This window comes from uncultured Peptoniphilus sp., assembly GCF_946998875.1.
In the GTDB taxonomy this organism is placed as follows: Bacteria; Bacillota; Clostridia; order Tissierellales; family Peptoniphilaceae; genus Peptoniphilus_A.
Window position 1 is genome coordinate 64,254 of sequence record NZ_CAMQAY010000002.1, and the last position, 18,097, is coordinate 82,350.

At 31.7% G+C, this 18,097-nt stretch carries 18 protein-coding genes and 1 other annotated feature; of the genes, 1 reads left to right on the forward strand and 17 read right to left on the reverse strand.

What is annotated here, in order from left to right; translation table 11 throughout:
- Window positions 1–106 precede the first annotated feature (106 nt).
- From ileS to Q0U74_RS01575, 4 genes are all read right to left on the reverse strand, one after another.
- Window positions 107–3,208 carry an isoleucine--tRNA ligase gene (gene ileS / locus Q0U74_RS01560; RefSeq protein WP_297392299.1) on the reverse strand — a complete coding sequence of 1,034 codons (3,102 nt, stop codon included), beginning with the start codon at window positions 3,206–3,208 and terminating at the stop codon, window positions 107–109.
- 53 nt (window positions 3,209–3,261) lie between these two features.
- Window positions 3,262–3,450: a binding site (T-box leader), on the reverse strand.
- Complete coding sequence (locus Q0U74_RS01565; protein WP_297392301.1) at window positions 3,445–3,852, reverse strand: Rrf2 family transcriptional regulator; 408 nt, start codon at window positions 3,850–3,852, stop codon at window positions 3,445–3,447. Its footprint overlaps the feature before it by 6 nt.
- Before the next feature lie 35 nt (window positions 3,853–3,887).
- Entirely contained in the window at window positions 3,888–5,165 is a 1,278-nt protein-coding gene (locus tag Q0U74_RS01570; RefSeq protein ID WP_297392303.1) for an NAD(P)H-dependent oxidoreductase, read from the reverse strand.
- A gap of 86 nt (window positions 5,166–5,251) precedes the next feature.
- The gene (locus tag Q0U74_RS01575) at window positions 5,252–6,445 is read right to left on the reverse strand and encodes an aminoacetone oxidase family FAD-binding enzyme (RefSeq protein WP_297392304.1); all 1,194 of its coding nucleotides are present in this window, start codon (window positions 6,443–6,445) and stop codon (window positions 5,252–5,254) included.
- A gap of 92 nt (window positions 6,446–6,537) precedes the next feature.
- Here Q0U74_RS01575 and Q0U74_RS01580 point away from each other — a divergent pair, with 92 nt between their 5' ends.
- Entirely contained in the window at window positions 6,538–8,172 is a 1,635-nt protein-coding gene (locus tag Q0U74_RS01580; protein ID WP_297392306.1) for a putative manganese-dependent inorganic diphosphatase, read from the forward strand.
- Window positions 8,173–8,233: 61 nt separating this feature from the next.
- Here the strand turns inward: Q0U74_RS01580 and Q0U74_RS01585 are convergent, their stop codons facing one another.
- From Q0U74_RS01585 to Q0U74_RS01645, 13 genes are all read right to left on the reverse strand, one after another.
- Window positions 8,234–8,779, reverse strand: coding sequence for a hypothetical protein (locus Q0U74_RS01585; RefSeq protein WP_297392308.1), 546 nt, complete (start codon window positions 8,777–8,779; stop codon window positions 8,234–8,236).
- Between the two features lie 10 nt (window positions 8,780–8,789).
- Window positions 8,790–10,547, reverse strand: a complete 1,758-nt coding sequence (locus Q0U74_RS01590; protein WP_297392310.1) for a DUF4153 domain-containing protein — start codon at window positions 10,545–10,547, stop codon at window positions 8,790–8,792.
- A 90-nt stretch (window positions 10,548–10,637) separates the two neighbouring features.
- Window positions 10,638–11,906: a dihydroorotase gene (locus tag Q0U74_RS01595; RefSeq protein ID WP_297392312.1), complete on the reverse strand. Its 1,269-nt coding sequence runs from the start codon at window positions 11,904–11,906 to the stop codon at window positions 10,638–10,640.
- Window positions 11,907–11,974: 68 nt separating this feature from the next.
- A complete protein-coding gene (locus Q0U74_RS01600; protein ID WP_297392313.1) occupies window positions 11,975–12,283 on the reverse strand; it encodes a CD1247 N-terminal domain-containing protein in 309 nt (102 codons plus the stop codon).
- A gap of 12 nt (window positions 12,284–12,295) precedes the next feature.
- Window positions 12,296–12,853, reverse strand: a complete 558-nt coding sequence (gene efp / locus Q0U74_RS01605; protein WP_297392315.1) for an elongation factor P — start codon at window positions 12,851–12,853, stop codon at window positions 12,296–12,298.
- 13 nt (window positions 12,854–12,866) lie between these two features.
- Window positions 12,867–13,835: a hypothetical protein gene (locus Q0U74_RS01610; RefSeq protein WP_297392317.1), complete on the reverse strand. Its 969-nt coding sequence runs from the start codon at window positions 13,833–13,835 to the stop codon at window positions 12,867–12,869.
- Entirely contained in the window at window positions 13,828–14,334 is a 507-nt protein-coding gene (locus Q0U74_RS01615) for a PilW family protein (protein WP_297392319.1), read from the reverse strand. The genes Q0U74_RS01610 and Q0U74_RS01615 overlap by 8 nt, the downstream gene beginning before the upstream one ends.
- Window positions 14,279–14,659, reverse strand: a complete 381-nt coding sequence (locus Q0U74_RS01620) for a type II secretion system protein (RefSeq protein ID WP_297392320.1) — start codon at window positions 14,657–14,659, stop codon at window positions 14,279–14,281. Before Q0U74_RS01620 ends, Q0U74_RS01615 begins: the two co-directional genes overlap by 56 nt.
- Window positions 14,643–15,086, reverse strand: a complete 444-nt coding sequence (locus Q0U74_RS01625) for a type II secretion system protein (RefSeq protein WP_297392323.1) — start codon at window positions 15,084–15,086, stop codon at window positions 14,643–14,645. Before Q0U74_RS01625 ends, Q0U74_RS01620 begins: the two co-directional genes overlap by 17 nt.
- A complete protein-coding gene (locus tag Q0U74_RS01630) occupies window positions 15,073–16,254 on the reverse strand; it encodes a hypothetical protein (protein WP_297392325.1) in 1,182 nt (393 codons plus the stop codon). Before Q0U74_RS01630 ends, Q0U74_RS01625 begins: the two co-directional genes overlap by 14 nt.
- Window positions 16,241–16,789: an SGNH/GDSL hydrolase family protein gene (locus Q0U74_RS01635; protein ID WP_019124545.1), complete on the reverse strand. Its 549-nt coding sequence runs from the start codon at window positions 16,787–16,789 to the stop codon at window positions 16,241–16,243. Before Q0U74_RS01635 ends, Q0U74_RS01630 begins: the two co-directional genes overlap by 14 nt.
- An 8-nt stretch (window positions 16,790–16,797) precedes the next feature.
- Entirely contained in the window at window positions 16,798–17,517 is a 720-nt protein-coding gene (gene radC, locus Q0U74_RS01640; protein ID WP_297392327.1) for a DNA repair protein RadC, read from the reverse strand.
- Between the two features lie 4 nt (window positions 17,518–17,521).
- Window positions 17,522–18,097: a nucleoside triphosphate pyrophosphatase gene (locus Q0U74_RS01645; RefSeq protein WP_297392328.1), complete on the reverse strand. Its 576-nt coding sequence runs from the start codon at window positions 18,095–18,097 to the stop codon at window positions 17,522–17,524.

Below are 18,097 nucleotides of genomic sequence, written 5' to 3' on the forward strand. Positions count from 1 at the left end.
ATGTTGATTTATAGGGACTAGACCCTTGTTAACTACAGTTAATTTTTTATATAATTCAAGCCAAAAAAATAAGGCCCTGGTTTCCCAGAGCCCTACTTTAATTAAATTACATTTTTTCTATTGCAATTTTAATGTCGTGACCATTTAGGTTTTCTACTTCTGCATCAACATCAGCCTTTACTAATTCTTTTGCCAAGGTTTCTGTCTTTATAAATTCTTCTTCAGAAGCAAGAGCCTTTTCTACTTCTTCGTCAGACTTATAAGTTATCTTAATATTGTCTAAGATGTCTAAATCTTTTTTCTTTCTAAGTTGTTGAATCTTTGATACAAACTCTCTTACATATCCTTCATTTAGAAGTTCATCGTTTAGTTCAGTGTCTAAGATTACGAAAAGATTATTTTCCATAACCACATCAAAGCCTTCTTTTGCACTGATTTTTACTTCAACATAATCTTTTTTAATTTCAGTTTCTTCTCCACCGATTTCAAGCTTTACATCGCCATCATTTAATTTAGCAAGAAGTTCTTTTGCATCAGTTTCTCTTAAATATTTTCCAAAATCTTTAACCTTTGATCCTAAAATACTTCCGCAAACTCTAAAGTTTGGTTTAAGTTCAAATTCCATATATTCAGAAAGATTTTCTTCGAAGTCAACATCTTTTACATTTAGTTCTTCCTTCATTAAATCAGTTAAATCGCCAATAATTTCCTTGTACTTGCCGTCGATTATAACCTTTGAAAGTGGTTGTCTAACCTTGATTTTAGCTTCTTCTCTTGATGCCCTTCCTAGTGTTACAAGATCTCTTACTAAATCCATTTTTTCTTCAACCTTGTCGTTAATCATATTTTCGTCATAAGTTGGATAGTCTGTCAAGTGAACAGATTCTTCATCAGTTAGTGACTTAAATAATTCTTCTGAAATAAATGGAACTATTGGTGCAATTAATTTTGTAACGCCAAGTAAAACTTCGTAAGTTGTCTTATAAACTGCAAGCTTAGTGTTGTCCTTATCTGTTTTCCAAAATCTTCTTCTATTTCTTCTGATATACCAGTTAGAAACATCTTCTATTACAAATTCTTGGATTTCTCTTACAACCTTTGTAAGTTCAAAGACTTCCATGTCTTCTCTTACAGTTTTTACAAGTCTATTGTATTTTGAAAGTAACCATTTGTCGATTTCTTCTAAATCATCATAGCTTACCTTGTGATCTCTTGGGTCAATGTTATCTGTATTGGCATATAGACTAAAGAAGTTGTAAGTGTTTCTTAGTGACCTAAAGAATTTTGATTCAATTTCACGAAGTCCATCTTCGTCAAATTTTGTTGGAGTCCATGGTGGTGATACATAAAGTAGATACCACCTAACAACATCGGCACCATACTTGTCAAAGAGCTCAAAAGGTGCAACTGTGTTTCCTCTTGACTTTGACATCTTCTTTCCTTCTTTGTCTAGTATAAGGTCATTTACAAGAACATTTTTATAAGGACTTTTGCCAGTCATATAAGTTGAAATTGCAAGAAGTGAATAGAACCAACCTCTAGTTTGGTCAATACCTTCAGAAATAAAGTCAGCTGGGAATAATTCATCAAAGTTGTCCTTATTTTCAAATGGATAATGCCATTGAGCAAAAGGCATTGCTCCAGAGTCAAACCAAACGTCAATTACATCAGGTTCTCTTGTCATTTCTTTGCCACACTTAGGACATTTTAGGTGAATGTCATCTACATAAGGTCTGTGAAGTTCCACATCAGCTGGCACATCTTCAACAGCCTTATTTCTAAGATCTTCAATTGAGCCAACTGACTCAGTGTGACCACATTCACATCTCCAAATTGGAAGTGGTGTTCCCCAATATCTTGATCTTGAAATTGCCCAGTCATTTAAATTTTCTAGCCAGTTGCCAAATCTCTTTTCACCAACAAAGTCTGGGAACCAATTTACACCATTGTTGTTTTCAATTAATTTATCCTTAAACTTTGTAACTTCAATGTACCATGATGGATGAGCGTAATAAATTAATGGAGTGTGACATCTCCAGCAGTGTGGATAGTTGTGAACTACTTTTTGTTTTGAGAACATCAAGTCATTGTCCATTAAATAGTGAAGTACATCGTGGTCTGCATCAATTACAAATTGACCCTTCCAAGGTGTGTCTGTAAATTTACCTTCTTCATCAACTGGTTTTAACATTGGAAGGTCGTAACCCCTAGCAGTTTGGTAGTCATCTTCACCAAAGGCAGGTGCAATGTGAACAATTCCAGTACCATCTTCAGTTGTTACATAGTCAGCACAGATTACATAAAAGGCCTTCTTGTCTGGTTCTAAGAATTTAAGAAGTTGTTCATATTCCATGTACTCTAAATCTTTTCCAAGGAATTCTTCTATAACTTCAAATTCATCATCTTTAAATACAGCCTTAGCAAGTGGTTTAGCAAGATAATAAATATTGCCATCAGCGTGTTTTACTTTTATATATTCAACCTTTGGATTGACAGCAAGGGCAACATTTGATGGAAGAGTCCAAGGAGTAGTTGTCCATGCCAAGAAATATTCATTTTCTTTGTCCTTTAATTTAAATTTACAAGTTGCAGTAGTTGTCTTAATTTCTTCATAACCTTGTGCAACTTCGTGAGATGCAAGACCAGTTCCGCATCTTGGGCAGTAAGGAACTATTTTATGTCCTTCATAAATTAGTCCATCTTTAAACATCTTGTCTAGTATATGCCAAACTGATTCAATATAAGTATTTTCAAGAGTGATGTATGGGTGGTCTAAGTCGATAAGATAGCCCATTCTCCTAGTAAGTGTTCTCCATTCTTTTTCGTATTCAAAAACAGATTCCTTACATTTTTTGTTAAAATCTTCAACTCCATAGGACTCTATATCTTGCTTGTTATGAAGACCAAGTTTCTTTTCTACTTCAATTTCTACAGGAAGACCATGTGTATCCCAGCCTGCTTTTCTCTTAACCTTATATCCAAGCATTGTATGATATCTGCAAGTTAAGTCCTTTAAAGTTCTAGCCATGACATGGTGAATGCCTGGCTTACCATTTGCAGTTGGAGGTCCTTCGTAAAAGATATAACTTTCACCATCTTCTCTCGATTCTACAGATTTGTGTAAAAGGTCGATTTTATCCCAAAATTTTGAGATTTCTTCTTCCCTTACACTAACCTTATCCTTAGATAATTCTTTAAAATTTTTCATCTAAAACTCCTTATTCTTCCTAAATTTTTATAAAAAAAGTCCCCTCTCAAATGAGAAGGGACGAACTAGCCGCGGTACCACCCTAATTATAGGTAACTATCACTTAATTTTTTAACGCAAATACGCAAAGGCTTTTGACCTTTGAGCTCCGAGGTGATCTATAAATTTCTAAAACACAGTTTCGCACCAGACAACTGCTCTCTTAGTTTCTTAAAACTTACCGTCCTCATCAAAGCTTATATAAAATTGTCAATTGTTTGGTTTTTAAACATTTTAATGATGTTTGATTGCATCATAGCAAGTGTAGTGTGGAATTTGCAGTTTTTTACATCACTAACTTTGTTTTTGTTACAAAAGTTATCACCTTGCAAGCACCTATTGATAACAATAGGACCATCTACTGCTACAAGTACATCGTACAGTGTTACCTCTTCTTTTGGTTTTTTCAGATAGTATCCACCCTTAGAACCTCTTTTTGCATCAGTTATTCCTGCCAAATTTAATTTTCTAAGTATTCTAAGAGTAAATCTCTTTGTAACGCCTTCACTTTCAGCAATTTGTGGCGCTCCAACTACTTTACCCTCGTTCTTAGCAAGATAACTTACAATCCTAAAGGCATAATCTGTTTCTTGTGTTATTCTCATATCATCACCTATTGCGAATATTATATCAGATTTGTTTACTTTTTGAAATACTTATCTTGTTTTTTTCTCAATTTCACTATTTCTGCAGCCTCATTTAAGGACAAATCTTCATAAGTGAGAAGGCTTCCCTTTTTAATGTCTTTATTTGCATAGGCACCTTCAGTTACAATTCCTATTGGCACATGATTTCCCTCTACTTGTGCTTTTTTTGTTTCAAGAGTTCCAAAAATCATTTCTCCGCCAATAGAATCAAGTTTCTCGCCTTTTTTTATATCTCTTTTAGCAACTGCCACTGTTTCTGCATAGGGTTCTCCCATTGGTGCAATAGATGCATCTCTTAGGACAACAGCCTTTATTATAGAGACAATAGTCTCAATGCTAGTCAAGTGATAAGGTCTATATATTGTATAAGTTGGTCCTTGACCCATAGAAAGATATTTCATTTCTTCATCTATAATATTAGATTTTGCTTTTACAACAGCAAAGACTCCTGGAGCAATTCCTGTAGCAAAATCTACAACTCCGTAGGAATTTAAAATCCCGCCATCTTCTTTTAATTTGTAGTCATCTGCGATTTTCTTTGGACTAGTTTCTACAAAGTGGCATCCTCTAATGTCTGGCACAAAACCAAGGGCATTACATACAGAATTAAGTTCAATCATAGTATTAGTTCCATCAACAAAAGATGTGAGCATTCTTGGATTGATTCCCTTTTTTTCTGCAGCTTCCTTTAAACTTTCTGGACTTGCATAATTATTTAATTCATTATTTTTTCCCTTGCCAAGGACTAAAACATCAAAGCCACAATTTTTTGCAAATTCATAAATTTCTACAATTGCACCAGGTTCGTCACCCTTAGTTCCAGAGTAGACTAGTCCCTTTTCATCAGCCATAACCTTAAGAATTGGACCAACTGTAGCATCCATTTCCACATTTAGGCTTACTATATCAACACCATTTTCTATTGCAGCAAGAGATAATTTTGTTCCCGTTTCTGTGTCGCCTGTGCAATCTACTAGGCAATCTACAAGAGTCGCCGCAATTAAATTATTAGTAGTAGCTATATATTTTTTTTCTTTTAAAAGTTTTTTTGCATCTTCCAAATCATCTGTAAAGGCACAATCTCTTTCATCTATATTTGCTGAATCTATTGCATTTTTAAGTGTAACTTTATTTCTTGATGAAAAAACTATGGGATAAAAATTTTCATTTTGACTTAACAATGTAAATAGCGATGTGCCCATTATACCTGAGCCCACTATTCCAACAGAAATATTCCCATATTCCTTTAATTTTTTCTGTAAGTAAAACATTCTTCCTCCAAATTTTTATGAGTGATTAAAATTTTTTTACGCCAAAATTATTTTAATCTGAATTAACTTCTATTGCAAATATTTTGTTAGTTTTTTGCACTTAGGATTTTGCCAAGTCTAAAACCAGAGGCAAAGGCAAAGTGCAAATTATAACCTCCACAGTCTCCATCAATATTAAGTGCTTCGCCAATAATATATAAATTCTCATATTTTTTTGTTGAGTAGTCATGACAATTTATTTGGCTTAAATCCACACCGCCTCTTGTCACTTGAGAATTTTTAAAACCTGTTGTGCCAATTACCTTAAAGCGAGACTTCAATAAAATTTCTATGATTTTTTGAAAATCTGTCATAGAAATCATATTCATGGCAATTTTTTTGTCTAAATTTAAATAATCAAGGATGTAGTGAATAAACTTTTTATCTACAATTCCCATTAAATATTCTTCAAGAGAAAAATCTGGGAACATATAGTATCTGCTGTAAAGCATATCTGATGTCTTTTCATCTACATTATTTATAAGGGGAACTTCAATAAAGTTATCTTCAGAAATATTTACAGACAAGTCTAAAATTGGTGGCCCACTTATCCCATAATTGGTAAATAAAATTTCTCCCCTTCTTCTATCGATTTCTTTATTTCCCTTAAATAATTTTGCCTCTCCAAGGACCTTTGTGCCACTTAAATGTTTAAGGTACTTGGATTCTAATTTTACTTGAGTGAGAGCTGGCTTTAAGTCTGTTATCTTTAAGCCAAGTTTTTTTAGAATTTCAAAACTTCTCCCATCAGAGCCACTGGCTGGCATGGACTTTCCACCAAAGGCAGCTATGATTACATCAGCCTTAATTGTTTCACTATCAGTAATTACATCAAAGCCACTTTTGTTTTTTTTGATTTCTTTTACTTCAGTGCCAGTCCTAATGTCGATGCCTTTTTTTTCTAGCCAGTAGATTAAAATATTTAGGACAGAATTTGCTTTTAAGGTAAGAGGATAGACCCTATTGCCATCTGTGGTGGACTCAAGCCCCAAGACCTTAAAATAGTTTATCAAGTCTTCGTTGGAAAAATCCTTTAATGTCTCTTTCACAAAATCTTTTGAAGAATAATTTTCTTCTGACAAAACTAAATTTGTATAATTGCATCTGCCATTTCCTGTAGCCAAGAGTTTTTTTCCAATTCTTTCGTTTTTTTCTAATAATATTACCTTGTTATTTTCATTTTTTGCATTTATGGCAGCAACCATACCTGCTGGTCCTGCACCAATAATTATTATATTCATAGTATCACAGATAAATTATATCCTAAAATTATAGAAATTTACAATAATTTAGAAAAAAGTATGCTATAATATCAAAGAAATTTGGAGGAATTATGAAAAATAAAATTTATATAACAGGACATAAAAATCCTGACACTGATAGTATATGTTCCGCCATCGCCCTTGCAGAATTAAAAACAAAAATGGGCGAAGATGCTGAGGCAATTAGACTAGGAAACTTAAATAAAGAAACTGAATTTGTACTTAAACATTTTGACGTTCAAAAGCCAAGACTAAAGACTTCTATAAAGCCTCAAGTAAGAGATATAGAAATTGACGCTGCCTATTGCGTCAATCCAAGTCTTTCAATGGCATCAGCAATGGAATTGATTCAAAAAAACAATATCAATTCCTTGCCCGTTGTAGACGATGACGACAACTTAATTGGAATCGTAAGTCTATCTAACATTGCAGCAACTTATATGGAAATTTGGGACGACTCAATTATTGGAAGAAGTAATACAAGCTTTGAAAATATTTTAGATGTGCTTAGAGGAAAGGTCCTCTATCTTCCAGAAAATCCAAGAAAATTATCTGGCAAAATGGCAGTCAAAGCTATAAAAAATCAAGATTTAATTAATGAAGGTGACATTGTAATAGTTGGAGATGATGTAAAGGACCAAGAATCAGTAATAAAAAAGGGCATCTCCCTATTAATTTTAACTATTTCAAGTAAACTTGACGATAAACTTTTAGAGCTTGCCAAGGAAAATAATGTTGCCGTAATCTCAACTGGTCTTTCAACTTTTATGGTTGCAAGAATTTTGCCGCAAGCAGTTCCCGTTGAATATGTAATGACAAGAGATGACTTAGTTGTCTTTCACAAGGACGACTTAATCGACGATGTCAGAGAAAAAATGGCACAATCAAGATTTAGGTCTTATCCAGTTCTCGACAACAAGAATAAAGTAATTGGAAATATTTCCCGTTACCACTTAATTTCAAATTTGAGAAAAAAAATAATTTTAGTTGACCACAACGAAAGGAACCAATCCATTGACGATATTGATTCTGCAGAAATTGTGCAAATCGTAGACCATCACAGAGTTGCAAATATTTCTACATCATCACCAATATATTTTAGAAACGAACCTGTGGGCTCAACTGCCACTATAGTTTCAAAGATGTTTTTTGAAAATGGCATAAAACCATCTCGCGAAGTTGCAGGCCTTCTCTGTGCAGCAATTATTTCTGACACACTTTTATTTAGGTCTCCTACTTCAACTGCTACAGACAAATATGTTCTTAACAAAATGAAAAAAATTGCAGCTATTGATGTAGAAGAATTTGCCATGGAAATGTTTAAGGCAGGTACAAGTCTCGAAGGTAGAAAACCTGATGAACTTTTAAAATCTGATGTTAAAAACTTTTCAATTGAAGGAGTAAATGTTAGAGTCTGCCAAATTTTTACTATGGACTTGGAAAGCACTGTCTCTGTAGAAAAAGATTTAAAGGAAGCCATGGAACACTTCATAGAAACTTCTGATGCCGAAACTTTTGTCCTTATGATTACAGATATTTTTAAAGAAGTTTCAGAAATAATTTTAGCAGGAAGTTATAAAGAAGCTATTGCAAGAAAATTTGATAAAGAACTTGTTGACGACAAGTTTTTATCAGAAGGGCTTCTCTCAAGAAAAAAACAACTCCTTCCAAAAGTAAGCGCTGCAATTTCAGAAGAACTTTCATAATTTTAAATCAAAAAATAAGAGCCTATCAATTTGATAGACTCTTTTTTTATTTAGATCAGTCTCACTGACAGCCGCAAGAATTTTCATCTTCCTTATCAGGCTGGCAACTACAATCGTGGTTATGCTCATGGTGGTGGTCATGATGATGGGCTTCTTCCTTCTCATCATCTTCCCCATCCTCTATATAGACATTTAATTCCTTTATGCCATAGACTTTTTCTAGCTCTTCAGAAAAGGCTACTACAGATTTTTCGTCAAAGCCATAGAGATAAACTTCACTGCCATAATTTAAAATTTCTAGTTTTAAAATTCCATCGTCATAAAGGCTTATGCCCATAAAGTTTAGGGCAGACTCTCCAAGTAAATTTTCTAAAATCATTTTTTTGAAGTCGTCATCTACTATTCCTTGAAAAATATATTCATAGCCATCTTCATCTGAATAAACTGCAAATTCTTCAACTAATTTTTTTGATTTATTATCATCTTTTAAAATTTTTATTTGATAGGAATCGCATTTATTTAAATATATTTTCAAAATATCAGAAATTGGTCTAAGGTCAATTTTATCGTCGATAAAGACATCATTCTCAAAATTTATATAATACAAAAAATCACTCCTACTTAGTCAAAAGATAAAATTCGATATAGGCATCATCAAGATTATCTTCACTTCCAAAATAAATATTTGTAAATAAAACTTTATATCCATCTTTATTTATTTCTAAATCTTCAGGGGCAATGCGCTCCTTAGTCTTCTTCAGAAGTTTTAAGTTGTCTCGAAGTTTAGCCATGTCGATAGTTAAAATTATTTTGTAATCACTTTTTGATTTTTTATAAATTTTTATTTCTTTTTTATCTTTTTCAAATTTATAGTTTCCTGAAGTTACAACATCGTCAAGAGAATAAACATAAATTAAATGTTTGTAGCCTTCAATATCAATATCAAATCCAAGCTCGCTGTCCTTAGACAAATTATCAGTGTAAGAATAGCCAAGATAATTTTTGTTTTCAATAATATTGGAGAAGCCAAAAAGTTTTGTAAAGCTGTCTTCATTTAGCTTAAAATCCTTTGGCATATAGGAAAGTTTGTCCACCTTATCTGTCCTTACCATGTAGCTTACTATGTCCACAATTTGATTTTTTGCCTCAGTTCCAATATTAATATTTGGCTTTATTTCTTCTCCTTCAATCATCTTATTGTCCATTAGAAGTTTTTCAAATCTAGAATTTTGTGACCTAATACTTAGACTTATTGCTGAAGCTGGTCCAAGACCTGTGATTAAAATTATAACAGACAAAAATATTGGAATACTTATATTTGAATTGTCTCTGTAAAAAATATAGTAAATTAGAGAAAGTAAAATCCATACTCCTGCTGCAATTACTATATATCTATTTTCTGTCATTCCATATTCTTTGATTCTCAAATAAATGGCAAAAAACATCATTCCCAGTAGTGGAAAAAGCGTAAAAGGAAAGACAATTTTAAAATTATTTATAATTTTAATGCTATTTACTCTGGAAAGGAAAAATAAATATACAACTGAAAAACTTGCAAACCAAATAACTAAATTTACAATTAAATTATTTGGAATTTGCCAAAGAACTAAAATTTTTACAAAATAAGCAAGTAAAACTAGAGTATAAATAAATACAATTGGAGTAATTATATAGACTAAGAGAATTTTAAAAGCCTTAGGATATTTGTAGTCTGTGAAGGAATCTCTCACCTTTGGAAAATCAGAGAAGAATGTCACCACATTAAATAAAATAAAGGAAACAATTGCAACTCTCAAATAAACTGAAGATGGGAAATTAAATTTAAATAAGCTGTTAAGAGCAAAAATAATTCCACTTATGCCAACAAAGACAATAAAGCTATAAATATTTGAAATTATAAAGGCCCTCAAAATCTTTGCAACATAGACAACAAAATCCTTGTGATAATTAAATTTTCCCACAAATGATGTGCCAACTACTAAGGCTGCAATTAGTGCAAAATATATAAAATTATTGTCATATAATGACAAGACTTCCTTTTCTTGGTATACAAGCTCATAAACCCCATATAAAATTGGAATAGTTATTATATAAGATAGTATTTTAAATAAATTATTATTTTTTAAATTTTTTAGGTCGTAATAATTTCTAAGCCCTTCATTAAATAATTTGATAAAGGCGTAGAGAAAAATTCCAAAAACAAAAACTAGTCCTAGACTCATCATCTTGTTATTATATGCTTCTGCGTATTCATCAAAAGTTGACAAGATTAAAAATACTGTGGCAAGTGTTGCAGAAATTATTGTAAATGGAAATCTTTTAAAGGTGTTTTTAATACTATTAAAATTAAGTAAAGTGTAATTAAAAATTCTCATTACTACCTCCCTATTTTAATAATATATCAATCCTATGGAATTTTAAAGTAATTGGCTTAAATCTTTATCTTTGTATCCACTTTGACATATTTATTTTCTAAATACGACTTTTCCTTCAGATATTGTATAAAGAACCTCGCCCTTTAAAGTCTTATTTGCAAAGGGACTATTAGATGATTTTGATTTAAATTTTTCAATTTTATATTCACTTTCAAGGTCAATTATAGCCAAATCTGCAAGCTTACCTACTGCAATTTCTCCGCCTTCAAGTCCATAAATTTTTGCTGGATTTGTACTCATCACTTCAATTAATTTCATGAGAGAAATTTCTCCACTTAAGACTAAATTTTCATAGCAAATTGAAAAAGATGTCTCTAGTCCAATAATTCCTGATGGCGCTTTCGTCAATTCTTTTTCTTTTTCTTCAGGGCTGTGAGGAGCATGGTCTGTCGCAATAATTTCTATGGTGCCTTCCTTTATTCCCTCGATAATTCTCAACCTATCTTCTTCACTTCTTAGTGGTGGATTCATCTTTGCAAGAGTTCCATATTTTAAAAGAGCAGAATCATTTAAGGCAAGGTGATGTGGCGTAACCTCTGCAAAAATATTTGCCCCCATGGATTTTCCAAATTTAACAAGATCAACTCCAAGTCCAGTAGAAATATGCTGAATGGAAATCTTGGCTCCCGTATAAATTGCCATGGCAACATCTCTTGCTATAAAGGATGTCTCGGCAATAGTTGGCGAACCGTAAATATTTAATTTTTCAGAAACTTCTGAATGGTTTATTCCATTTTGTTCAATTAAATTTGGGTCTTCTTCGTGAAAAGAAATTATAGCCCCTAATTTTTTTGCACGATTCATGGCATCTACTATTAATTTAGAATTTCTATTGGGGATTCCATCGTCTGTAAAAGCTACTGCTCCGGTCTTAAAATTTTCTTCCATGTCAACAAGTTCTAGGTCACCAAAGTTTTTTGTAAGGGCTGAAACTGTAAATACTTTTAGAGGAAGATCTCGCGCCTTTTTGTAGTGGTCAATAATTTTTTCCTTGTCGTCAATTTTTGGGCTAGTGTTTGCCATTTGCACAACACTTGTAAAACCTCCAGCTATGGCAGCCTGACTTCCACTTTCTAAATCTTCCTTATAGGTTTGACCAGGGTCTCTAAAGTGAACATGAACATCAATAAGACCTGGAACAAGGACTTTTCCCCTAGCATCAATTATTTCTTCGTGGGGAAATTTTGTTTCATCAATATTTTTTTCTATTTCACTTACAATTCCCTTTTCAATTCTTATATCTAAAATTTCATCAGTTTTTGAAAGAGGATCTATTATTCTTCCGCCTTTTATAATCATATTTTCTCCTATTAAAATAAATTTATCCTAAAAAAGACGAGGAAACCCTCGCCTTTTAAAAAATTTAATTATTCTTCTTCGCTATCTTCTTTGTCTTCGTCATAGATTTCTAAATCATCAAAGTCAAAATCATCATCGTATAAATCAAAATCCATGTCTTCATTTTCATAAACATAATCTTCTAAATCTGAAAGGTCTTCTTCAATGATGTCAACATAATCTTCGATTTCTTCACGAGATTCTCTCATTTCATCAATAACATCGCTTAAGATATCTACAAGTTCAGATATAATTTTACCTTCATTAGTAGTTGTGTCCAAATCATATCCATCACAAAGTCCTTGTAAATATGATATTCTCTTTAATAAATATTCCATAGTACCTCCAAATTAAACTCTAGACATATATTCGCCATCTCTTGTGTCAATTCTTATAATGTCGCCTGTATTAATGAAAAGTGGTACATTAAGAGTGTAACCTGTTTCTACAGTTGCAGGTTTAGAGCCACCACTTGATGTATCTCCTTTGACACCTGGTTCAGTTTCTGTAACTTCTAGTTCTACAAAGTTTTGAGGTGTAACTCTAAATGGCTTGCCCTTGTAGAAGTTAATAGTTGCCATATCATTTTCTTTCATGAAATTAAGAGCGTCTTCAACCATGTCTTTTTCTAGTGGAATTTGTTCGTAAGTTTCTTGATCCATGAAGTAATAAAGTGCTCCATCAGAATATAAATATTGCATTTCTTTATTTTCAATTACAACTTTTTCAAATTTTTCTGATGGGTTAAAAGTTGTGTCTTTAATACCACCAGTAAGTACTGATTTAATTTTACTTCTTACAAAAGCTGCACCCTTACCTGGTTTAACGTGTTGAAAGTCTAATACAACCCAAACATCTCCGTCCCATTCAAATGTAAGTCCTTTTCTTAAATCTCCTGCAGTTATCATATTTTCCTCCATATTAAGTATTGTCTTCTAAATCATAATAGTTAAGTGAAATTGGCTGAAATTTTATATAATCAGGTAGCACTGAACTAAAATCTCTTAAGACTAGTGGATGATATTTAACAGCTATACTAGGATTTTTATCGTATAAATCAATTAAATATCCCTCTAATTTGCAATTATTAGAAATTTGCGCATTATTATTTACAATAATTATACCAGATATTGCATTATCATTAAACAAAACTTTGTCATTTAATAATAAAATTTGATTATTTATATCTGTTTCTATCTTTAGGCTACCACTTTTTTGAATAATTGCCTTCACACCTTCTAAAGAATAAAGTGGATTTCTCTTTATAATTTTTTCACCAGTCTTTTCATCTAAGTCTTCTACTTCTTCAAAAATAAATTTTTTGCCCTTCTCTTCTCCGTAAATAAAATCGCCATCTAAGTCTATAACTTTTTTGCCAGGCATAGACCAATTATTATCTTCAAAAGAATTTTTTAACTTTTCTAAATCATCTTTATTAATTTTTCCAGAATTTAAAATTCCATCCTCCTCTTTATAAATTTTATTTACAAAATTCGCCCTAATCCTTGCCCCAGCCAGTGAATTTTTATACTTCACTACTGTATTTAATTCTGCAAAATCAAAATAATTATTATACTTATCCAAAAAATCTTCATTGGATATTTTAAGCTTCTCTACTTTTGTATCCTTAGGCAAAGATTTTGCTATCAAATTTTTTGAATATTTTTCTGATAATATAAAATCTTTTAAGTCTTGATTAAAGTTTTCTTCAGAAATCTTCATGTTTAAAACAGATTCTGCTGCGTATTTTGACTGGATTCTCTCTACTCTATGTAAATTTATATAGGATGTATTTGCTGTGTAAGAATAAATAAAATAAAAGAAGAGAGCAAGTAGTGAAATTAAAATTATTGTGAAAATATAAATATAGCCTTCTTCTCTCTTATTCATAGAACTGTATCCTCTTCGCAATTTTAAAATTTATTTTATCAAGGTCATTATAATTTATATAAACCTTAAAATAATTTCCCTCATCACTTATTTTAAAAGCCACAATACTTTCTGTTAAAGCATTCTTTCCCTTTGCATGAAGCTTATCAAATTTTTTGAGTTTATTCTCTGTTGAGGCAAATCTATATAATTTTCCATTCATTTTGCCGTAATTTATATAAATATACTTTCCTTGAAATTTCTTTATAAAATAAATTTTTCCGTCAATATTTGTGTAGTAATCAGAACTTTCGATTTCGTCCTTGATATACTCAAGGGCATATGACAAGTCTGAATTTACATTTTGATTTATATAAGTTTTGTTGAGAGCCTTTTGAGAAATACCAAGAATAGAAGTAAGTACCATGGCTATAATTAAAAGCATGGCAATAGAAAGGACAAGCTCAATTAGTGAATAGCCCTTCTCTTGGGAGGTAAACCTCCATTTTAATTTCTTCATCACTATCTCGCCTCTTTCCACTGACAATTACATGATTTAAATTTCCTTCACTATTTTTTGTCACATCAATAATAAAATCTTGATTCTCCCCTTCTCCACTGTCAAAGTTTATATTTAAATCCCTATTGTTGTATGACTCACCAATTATTTCTTCCATTTTTGAATTTACAGCATAAATTAAAAGTTCTCTTTCCTTCAAATGATTTTGATTTTCCAAAAGAGTAATAATATTGGGCATAATTACAGAGGCTATTAGACCAATAAGAGCTATGGAAAATAAGACTTCAATCATTAAATGTCCCTTATTTTTAGTTTTTAAGTTCATAATAATTCACCTTGCCAGTGACAGGCTCCACTGTGATTTTAATTGATTTTTTATCCCCTATGGAGTAAATAATTGTGCCTGCAGAATTATTGCTAGCCACATAGGAGGGCTTGCCGCCACTTGTAAAATTAATATTTCTAACATTAGTTGACTTTAGCCTAAGTAATTTATTAAATTTTACAGTCTTAGTTTTGTCGCCAAAAATCATTTTGTAGCCATCATTTTCTATTTTTATACTAGTTTTACAATTATTCACTTGAGCGTAATTTTTTAGAAACTTTATATCTAGAGCCAGACTTTTAATTTCTTCCCTGGCTTCGATTTTGTCGCGAACATTAAAATTAATCATGCCTATAGACAAAAGGATCATTGTAATTGCAAGAGTTATAACTAGTTCGATTAAGGTAAAGCCTTTAAATGTCTTCATTATAGTCAACTTCTTTTACAAAAAAGAATAGGTCTTTATTATTTTTTGGCACTAAATAAACATGGCTGATGTTTTCTGCAAATAAATTTATCCTAAACCACTCACCCTGATATATGCTTCCTTTGTAAGGAATTATTTCTCCCTTAAGATTTACAAGTCCAATTTCTTTACAAGAATCATAGGGGAATAAAATGGAAAGAGAAATTTCCTGGCAATTTTTTTCCACTCCAAGTTTTATGTCGTCGTAAATATTTTCTGCCTTTGCATAAAAGGATGTGATGCCAGATTCGCTATAATAATTTGTCCTAATGCTGTCATCAACTAAAAATTTATTTTCCTTGGCATTTTTATTTTCAAAATCTAAATCATCAAAAATACTTTCAGCCTTATCTTTAGACTTATTATTTGAATTGTCATTTAAATCATCAAAAATTGATAAGGATACTTCCTGACCCTTTATTTTACTGTTCTTTTTTTCACTTGCTTTTGCAGAAACTTTTTCTGTTGCTGGAGCTTTACTAGGATTTATGGCTTTTGTATTTGTAATTTTTTGAACCTTGTTATTTTTTACTTCCTTAGCCCTCGTGTTTTTTATTTCTTCTGCCTTATTATTTTTATCTTCTTTAGGATTTAAAGTCTCTCCACTAGGATCTACATTATTTGTCTTATCTTCTTTATTTTCGTTAAAGTAAGCTTCCTTTAGATCTGAATAATAAATTGCCTTTGATGGTTTTTCTGCCTTAAATCTATATGTAAAAGTATTTTCGTCTCTTCTATTTAACTCAATATTTGAATATCCGTAATAATTTGTGAAGGTAGAAATTTTATTTATGTCGCTATTTTCAATTTTTCCAGAAATTGCAAGAGTTTCTATGTCAGTCTGCCCTTCCTTGGTAAAATTATCTCTATTTAAATTATTTTCAGCAGAAATTTTATCAATATTTTCCTTAGAAAAATCTTTAAGTCCACTGTACTTGTTGTCTTGCTCTTCACTTTTAAGGCTCTCGTTAAAGTCAACTTCTGAGACCTTTTGTGCCTCAGCTCTTATGAGAAAATTATAAAATAAAAATTCTATAAATAACAAAATTAAAACTACAAATAAAATCTTTTCTCGATTTGAAAATCGCCTATAACCAATTTTTTTGCTAAAAATATCAAATATATCCATTTAATTTTTCCTCTACAAATTCTGCCAACTTCTCATGAAGCCTTTCGTTTGGATGTATTCCATCTATTAAATCATCTTCAATGTAATTTTCTTTAGCATAGTCATAAAATGAAATGACTTTATAATCCTTGGCATTTTCTTTTAAAACTTTGTCAAGATTTTCTATATTTTTGTTCACTGAATTAAAGTTAATAAAACTTTCATAGGCCTCGTCTAAATTTTTAAAAGATGTGGGATAAGGTGTGATGACAATAATTTTGCCGCCTAAGCTCTTTAATTTTTCTATGATTTTATTTATATTTTTTGTGACATAGTCAAGAGATCTTCCGTTATAAAAATCGTTTAAGCCTATGAGAAGAAAATATAAATCATAAGTCATCAAATTATTTATTGCATATAGAACTTCATCAGTGGTTAAACCATTTACCCCGTAGTTGTCAATATCATAACCTTTTCCCTGCAAATAATAAATTAGAGATTTTCCTCCAACTAAATATCCTTCAAATATGGAGTCTCCAAGGGCACAAATTCTCATAAAACCTCCTAAATAAGTCCTTCTTCCAAGAAACTAAAATACTTATTATCTCCTATGATTATGTGGTCTAAAATATCAATTCCAATTATCTTTGATGCCTGAACTAATGTGTTAGTAAGGTCAATATCCTCCTTTGATGGCTTTGGATCCCCTGTTGGGTGATTATGTAACAAAATAATTGTGTGAGCATTATCAGAAATTGCAGCCCTAAAAACCTCTCTGGCATGAACGAGAGTCATGTTTATAGTTCCCTTAGAAATTTCTCTCACAAAATTAATTTCTTTTTTTGTATTTAAGGTTATAATCCTAAAATGTTCTTCTTCTAAGACGCTCATGTCGCTTAAAACATAGTTTGCAGCAACCGATGGCGATGTAACCCTAATTTTTGAATCATAAGAACTGACAGAAAGTCGCATGCCCAATTGCACAGCTGCAATTATCATGGCTGCCTTGGCTTCTCCAATGCCTTCCACTTGCATTAAGTTGGCAAAAGTTGCATTTTTAAGACTATTTAAACCGTTCCTATCATTTTCTGATTTTAAACTTCTAAGAACTTTATTTGCTGTATCAATGGCTGAATGGCCACTCTTGGACCCGGTCCTTATAATAAGAGCTAAAAGTTCAGCATTGGAGAGATAATTTGGTCCAAACTTTAAAAGTTTTTCCTGAGGTCTTTCCTCCTCTGGCATCTCCTTAATAGTGTATCTTTCAATTTCTCTTTCTTTCATAAAATCACCACAAGCTTAAATTAAATAATCTCACTAAATCTCTATTTATCTTTCCTATTGGAAGCCCTACAATATTAAAATAGTCTCCCTCTATTTTTTCAACTAAGAGAGACCCCTTGCCCTGGATTCCATAGGCACCAGCTTTGTCCTTGTATTCAAGAGTGTCCAAATATTTTTCTATTTCATCATCACTTAAATCATAAAATTTTACAGAAGATTCTTCGTAGTTTAGGTATTTAATTTTTTGAGATAATTTAAAAATTGCGTAGCCTGTAAAGACTCTGTGAGTCCTTCCTCTTAGGATTTTTATCATTTCTCTTGCATCTTCGCGATCCTTTGGCTTGCCAAGAAGCCTTCCCTCAAGTTCAACCAAGGTGTCTGCAGCTAAAACAATGGCATCTTCATTATCCCTTGCCACTGCTATTCCCTTCTCAAAGGCAAGTGCCATGACAGTAGTCCAGGGCGAATAAGAATCGTCCTTTTTCTCATTAATATCTTTCGAAACTACCTTAAAATCTATAAAATGCGATAAAATTTCTCTCCTTCTTGGAGAATTTGATGCCAAAATAATATTTTCCAT

Bases quoted from the DNA above. Each gene is read 5' to 3' on its own strand.
- ileS (WP_297392299.1), bottom strand. From the start codon at position 3,208: ATGAAAAATTTTAAAGAATTATCTAAGGATAAGGTTAGTGTAAGGGAA.
- Q0U74_RS01565 (WP_297392301.1), bottom strand. From the start codon at position 3,852: ATGAGAATAACACAAGAAACAGATTATGCCTTTAGGATTGTAAGTTAT.
- Q0U74_RS01570 (WP_297392303.1), bottom strand. From the start codon at position 5,165: ATGTTTTACTTACAGAAAAAATTAAAGGAATATGGGAATATTTCTGTT.
- Q0U74_RS01575 (WP_297392304.1), bottom strand. From the start codon at position 6,445: ATGAATATAATAATTATTGGTGCAGGACCAGCAGGTATGGTTGCTGCC.
- Q0U74_RS01580 (WP_297392306.1), top strand. From the start codon at position 6,538: ATGAAAAATAAAATTTATATAACAGGACATAAAAATCCTGACACTGAT.
- Q0U74_RS01590 (WP_297392310.1), bottom strand. From the start codon at position 10,547: ATGAGAATTTTTAATTACACTTTACTTAATTTTAATAGTATTAAAAAC.
- Q0U74_RS01595 (WP_297392312.1), bottom strand. From the start codon at position 11,906: ATGATTATAAAAGGCGGAAGAATAATAGATCCTCTTTCAAAAACTGAT.
- Q0U74_RS01600 (WP_297392313.1), bottom strand. From the start codon at position 12,283: ATGGAATATTTATTAAAGAGAATATCATATTTACAAGGACTTTGTGAT.
- efp (WP_297392315.1), bottom strand. From the start codon at position 12,853: ATGATAACTGCAGGAGATTTAAGAAAAGGACTTACATTTGAATGGGAC.
- Q0U74_RS01610 (WP_297392317.1), bottom strand. From the start codon at position 13,835: ATGAATAAGAGAGAAGAAGGCTATATTTATATTTTCACAATAATTTTA.
- Q0U74_RS01615 (WP_297392319.1), bottom strand. From the start codon at position 14,334: ATGAAGAAATTAAAATGGAGGTTTACCTCCCAAGAGAAGGGCTATTCA.
- Q0U74_RS01620 (WP_297392320.1), bottom strand. From the start codon at position 14,659: ATGAACTTAAAAACTAAAAATAAGGGACATTTAATGATTGAAGTCTTA.
- Q0U74_RS01625 (WP_297392323.1), bottom strand. From the start codon at position 15,086: ATGAAGACATTTAAAGGCTTTACCTTAATCGAACTAGTTATAACTCTT.
- Q0U74_RS01630 (WP_297392325.1), bottom strand. From the start codon at position 16,254: ATGGATATATTTGATATTTTTAGCAAAAAAATTGGTTATAGGCGATTT.
- Q0U74_RS01635 (WP_019124545.1), bottom strand. From the start codon at position 16,789: ATGAGAATTTGTGCCCTTGGAGACTCCATATTTGAAGGATATTTAGTT.
- radC (WP_297392327.1), bottom strand. From the start codon at position 17,517: ATGAAAGAAAGAGAAATTGAAAGATACACTATTAAGGAGATGCCAGAG.
- Q0U74_RS01645 (WP_297392328.1), bottom strand. From the start codon at position 18,097: ATGGAAAATATTATTTTGGCATCAAATTCTCCAAGAAGGAGAGAAATT.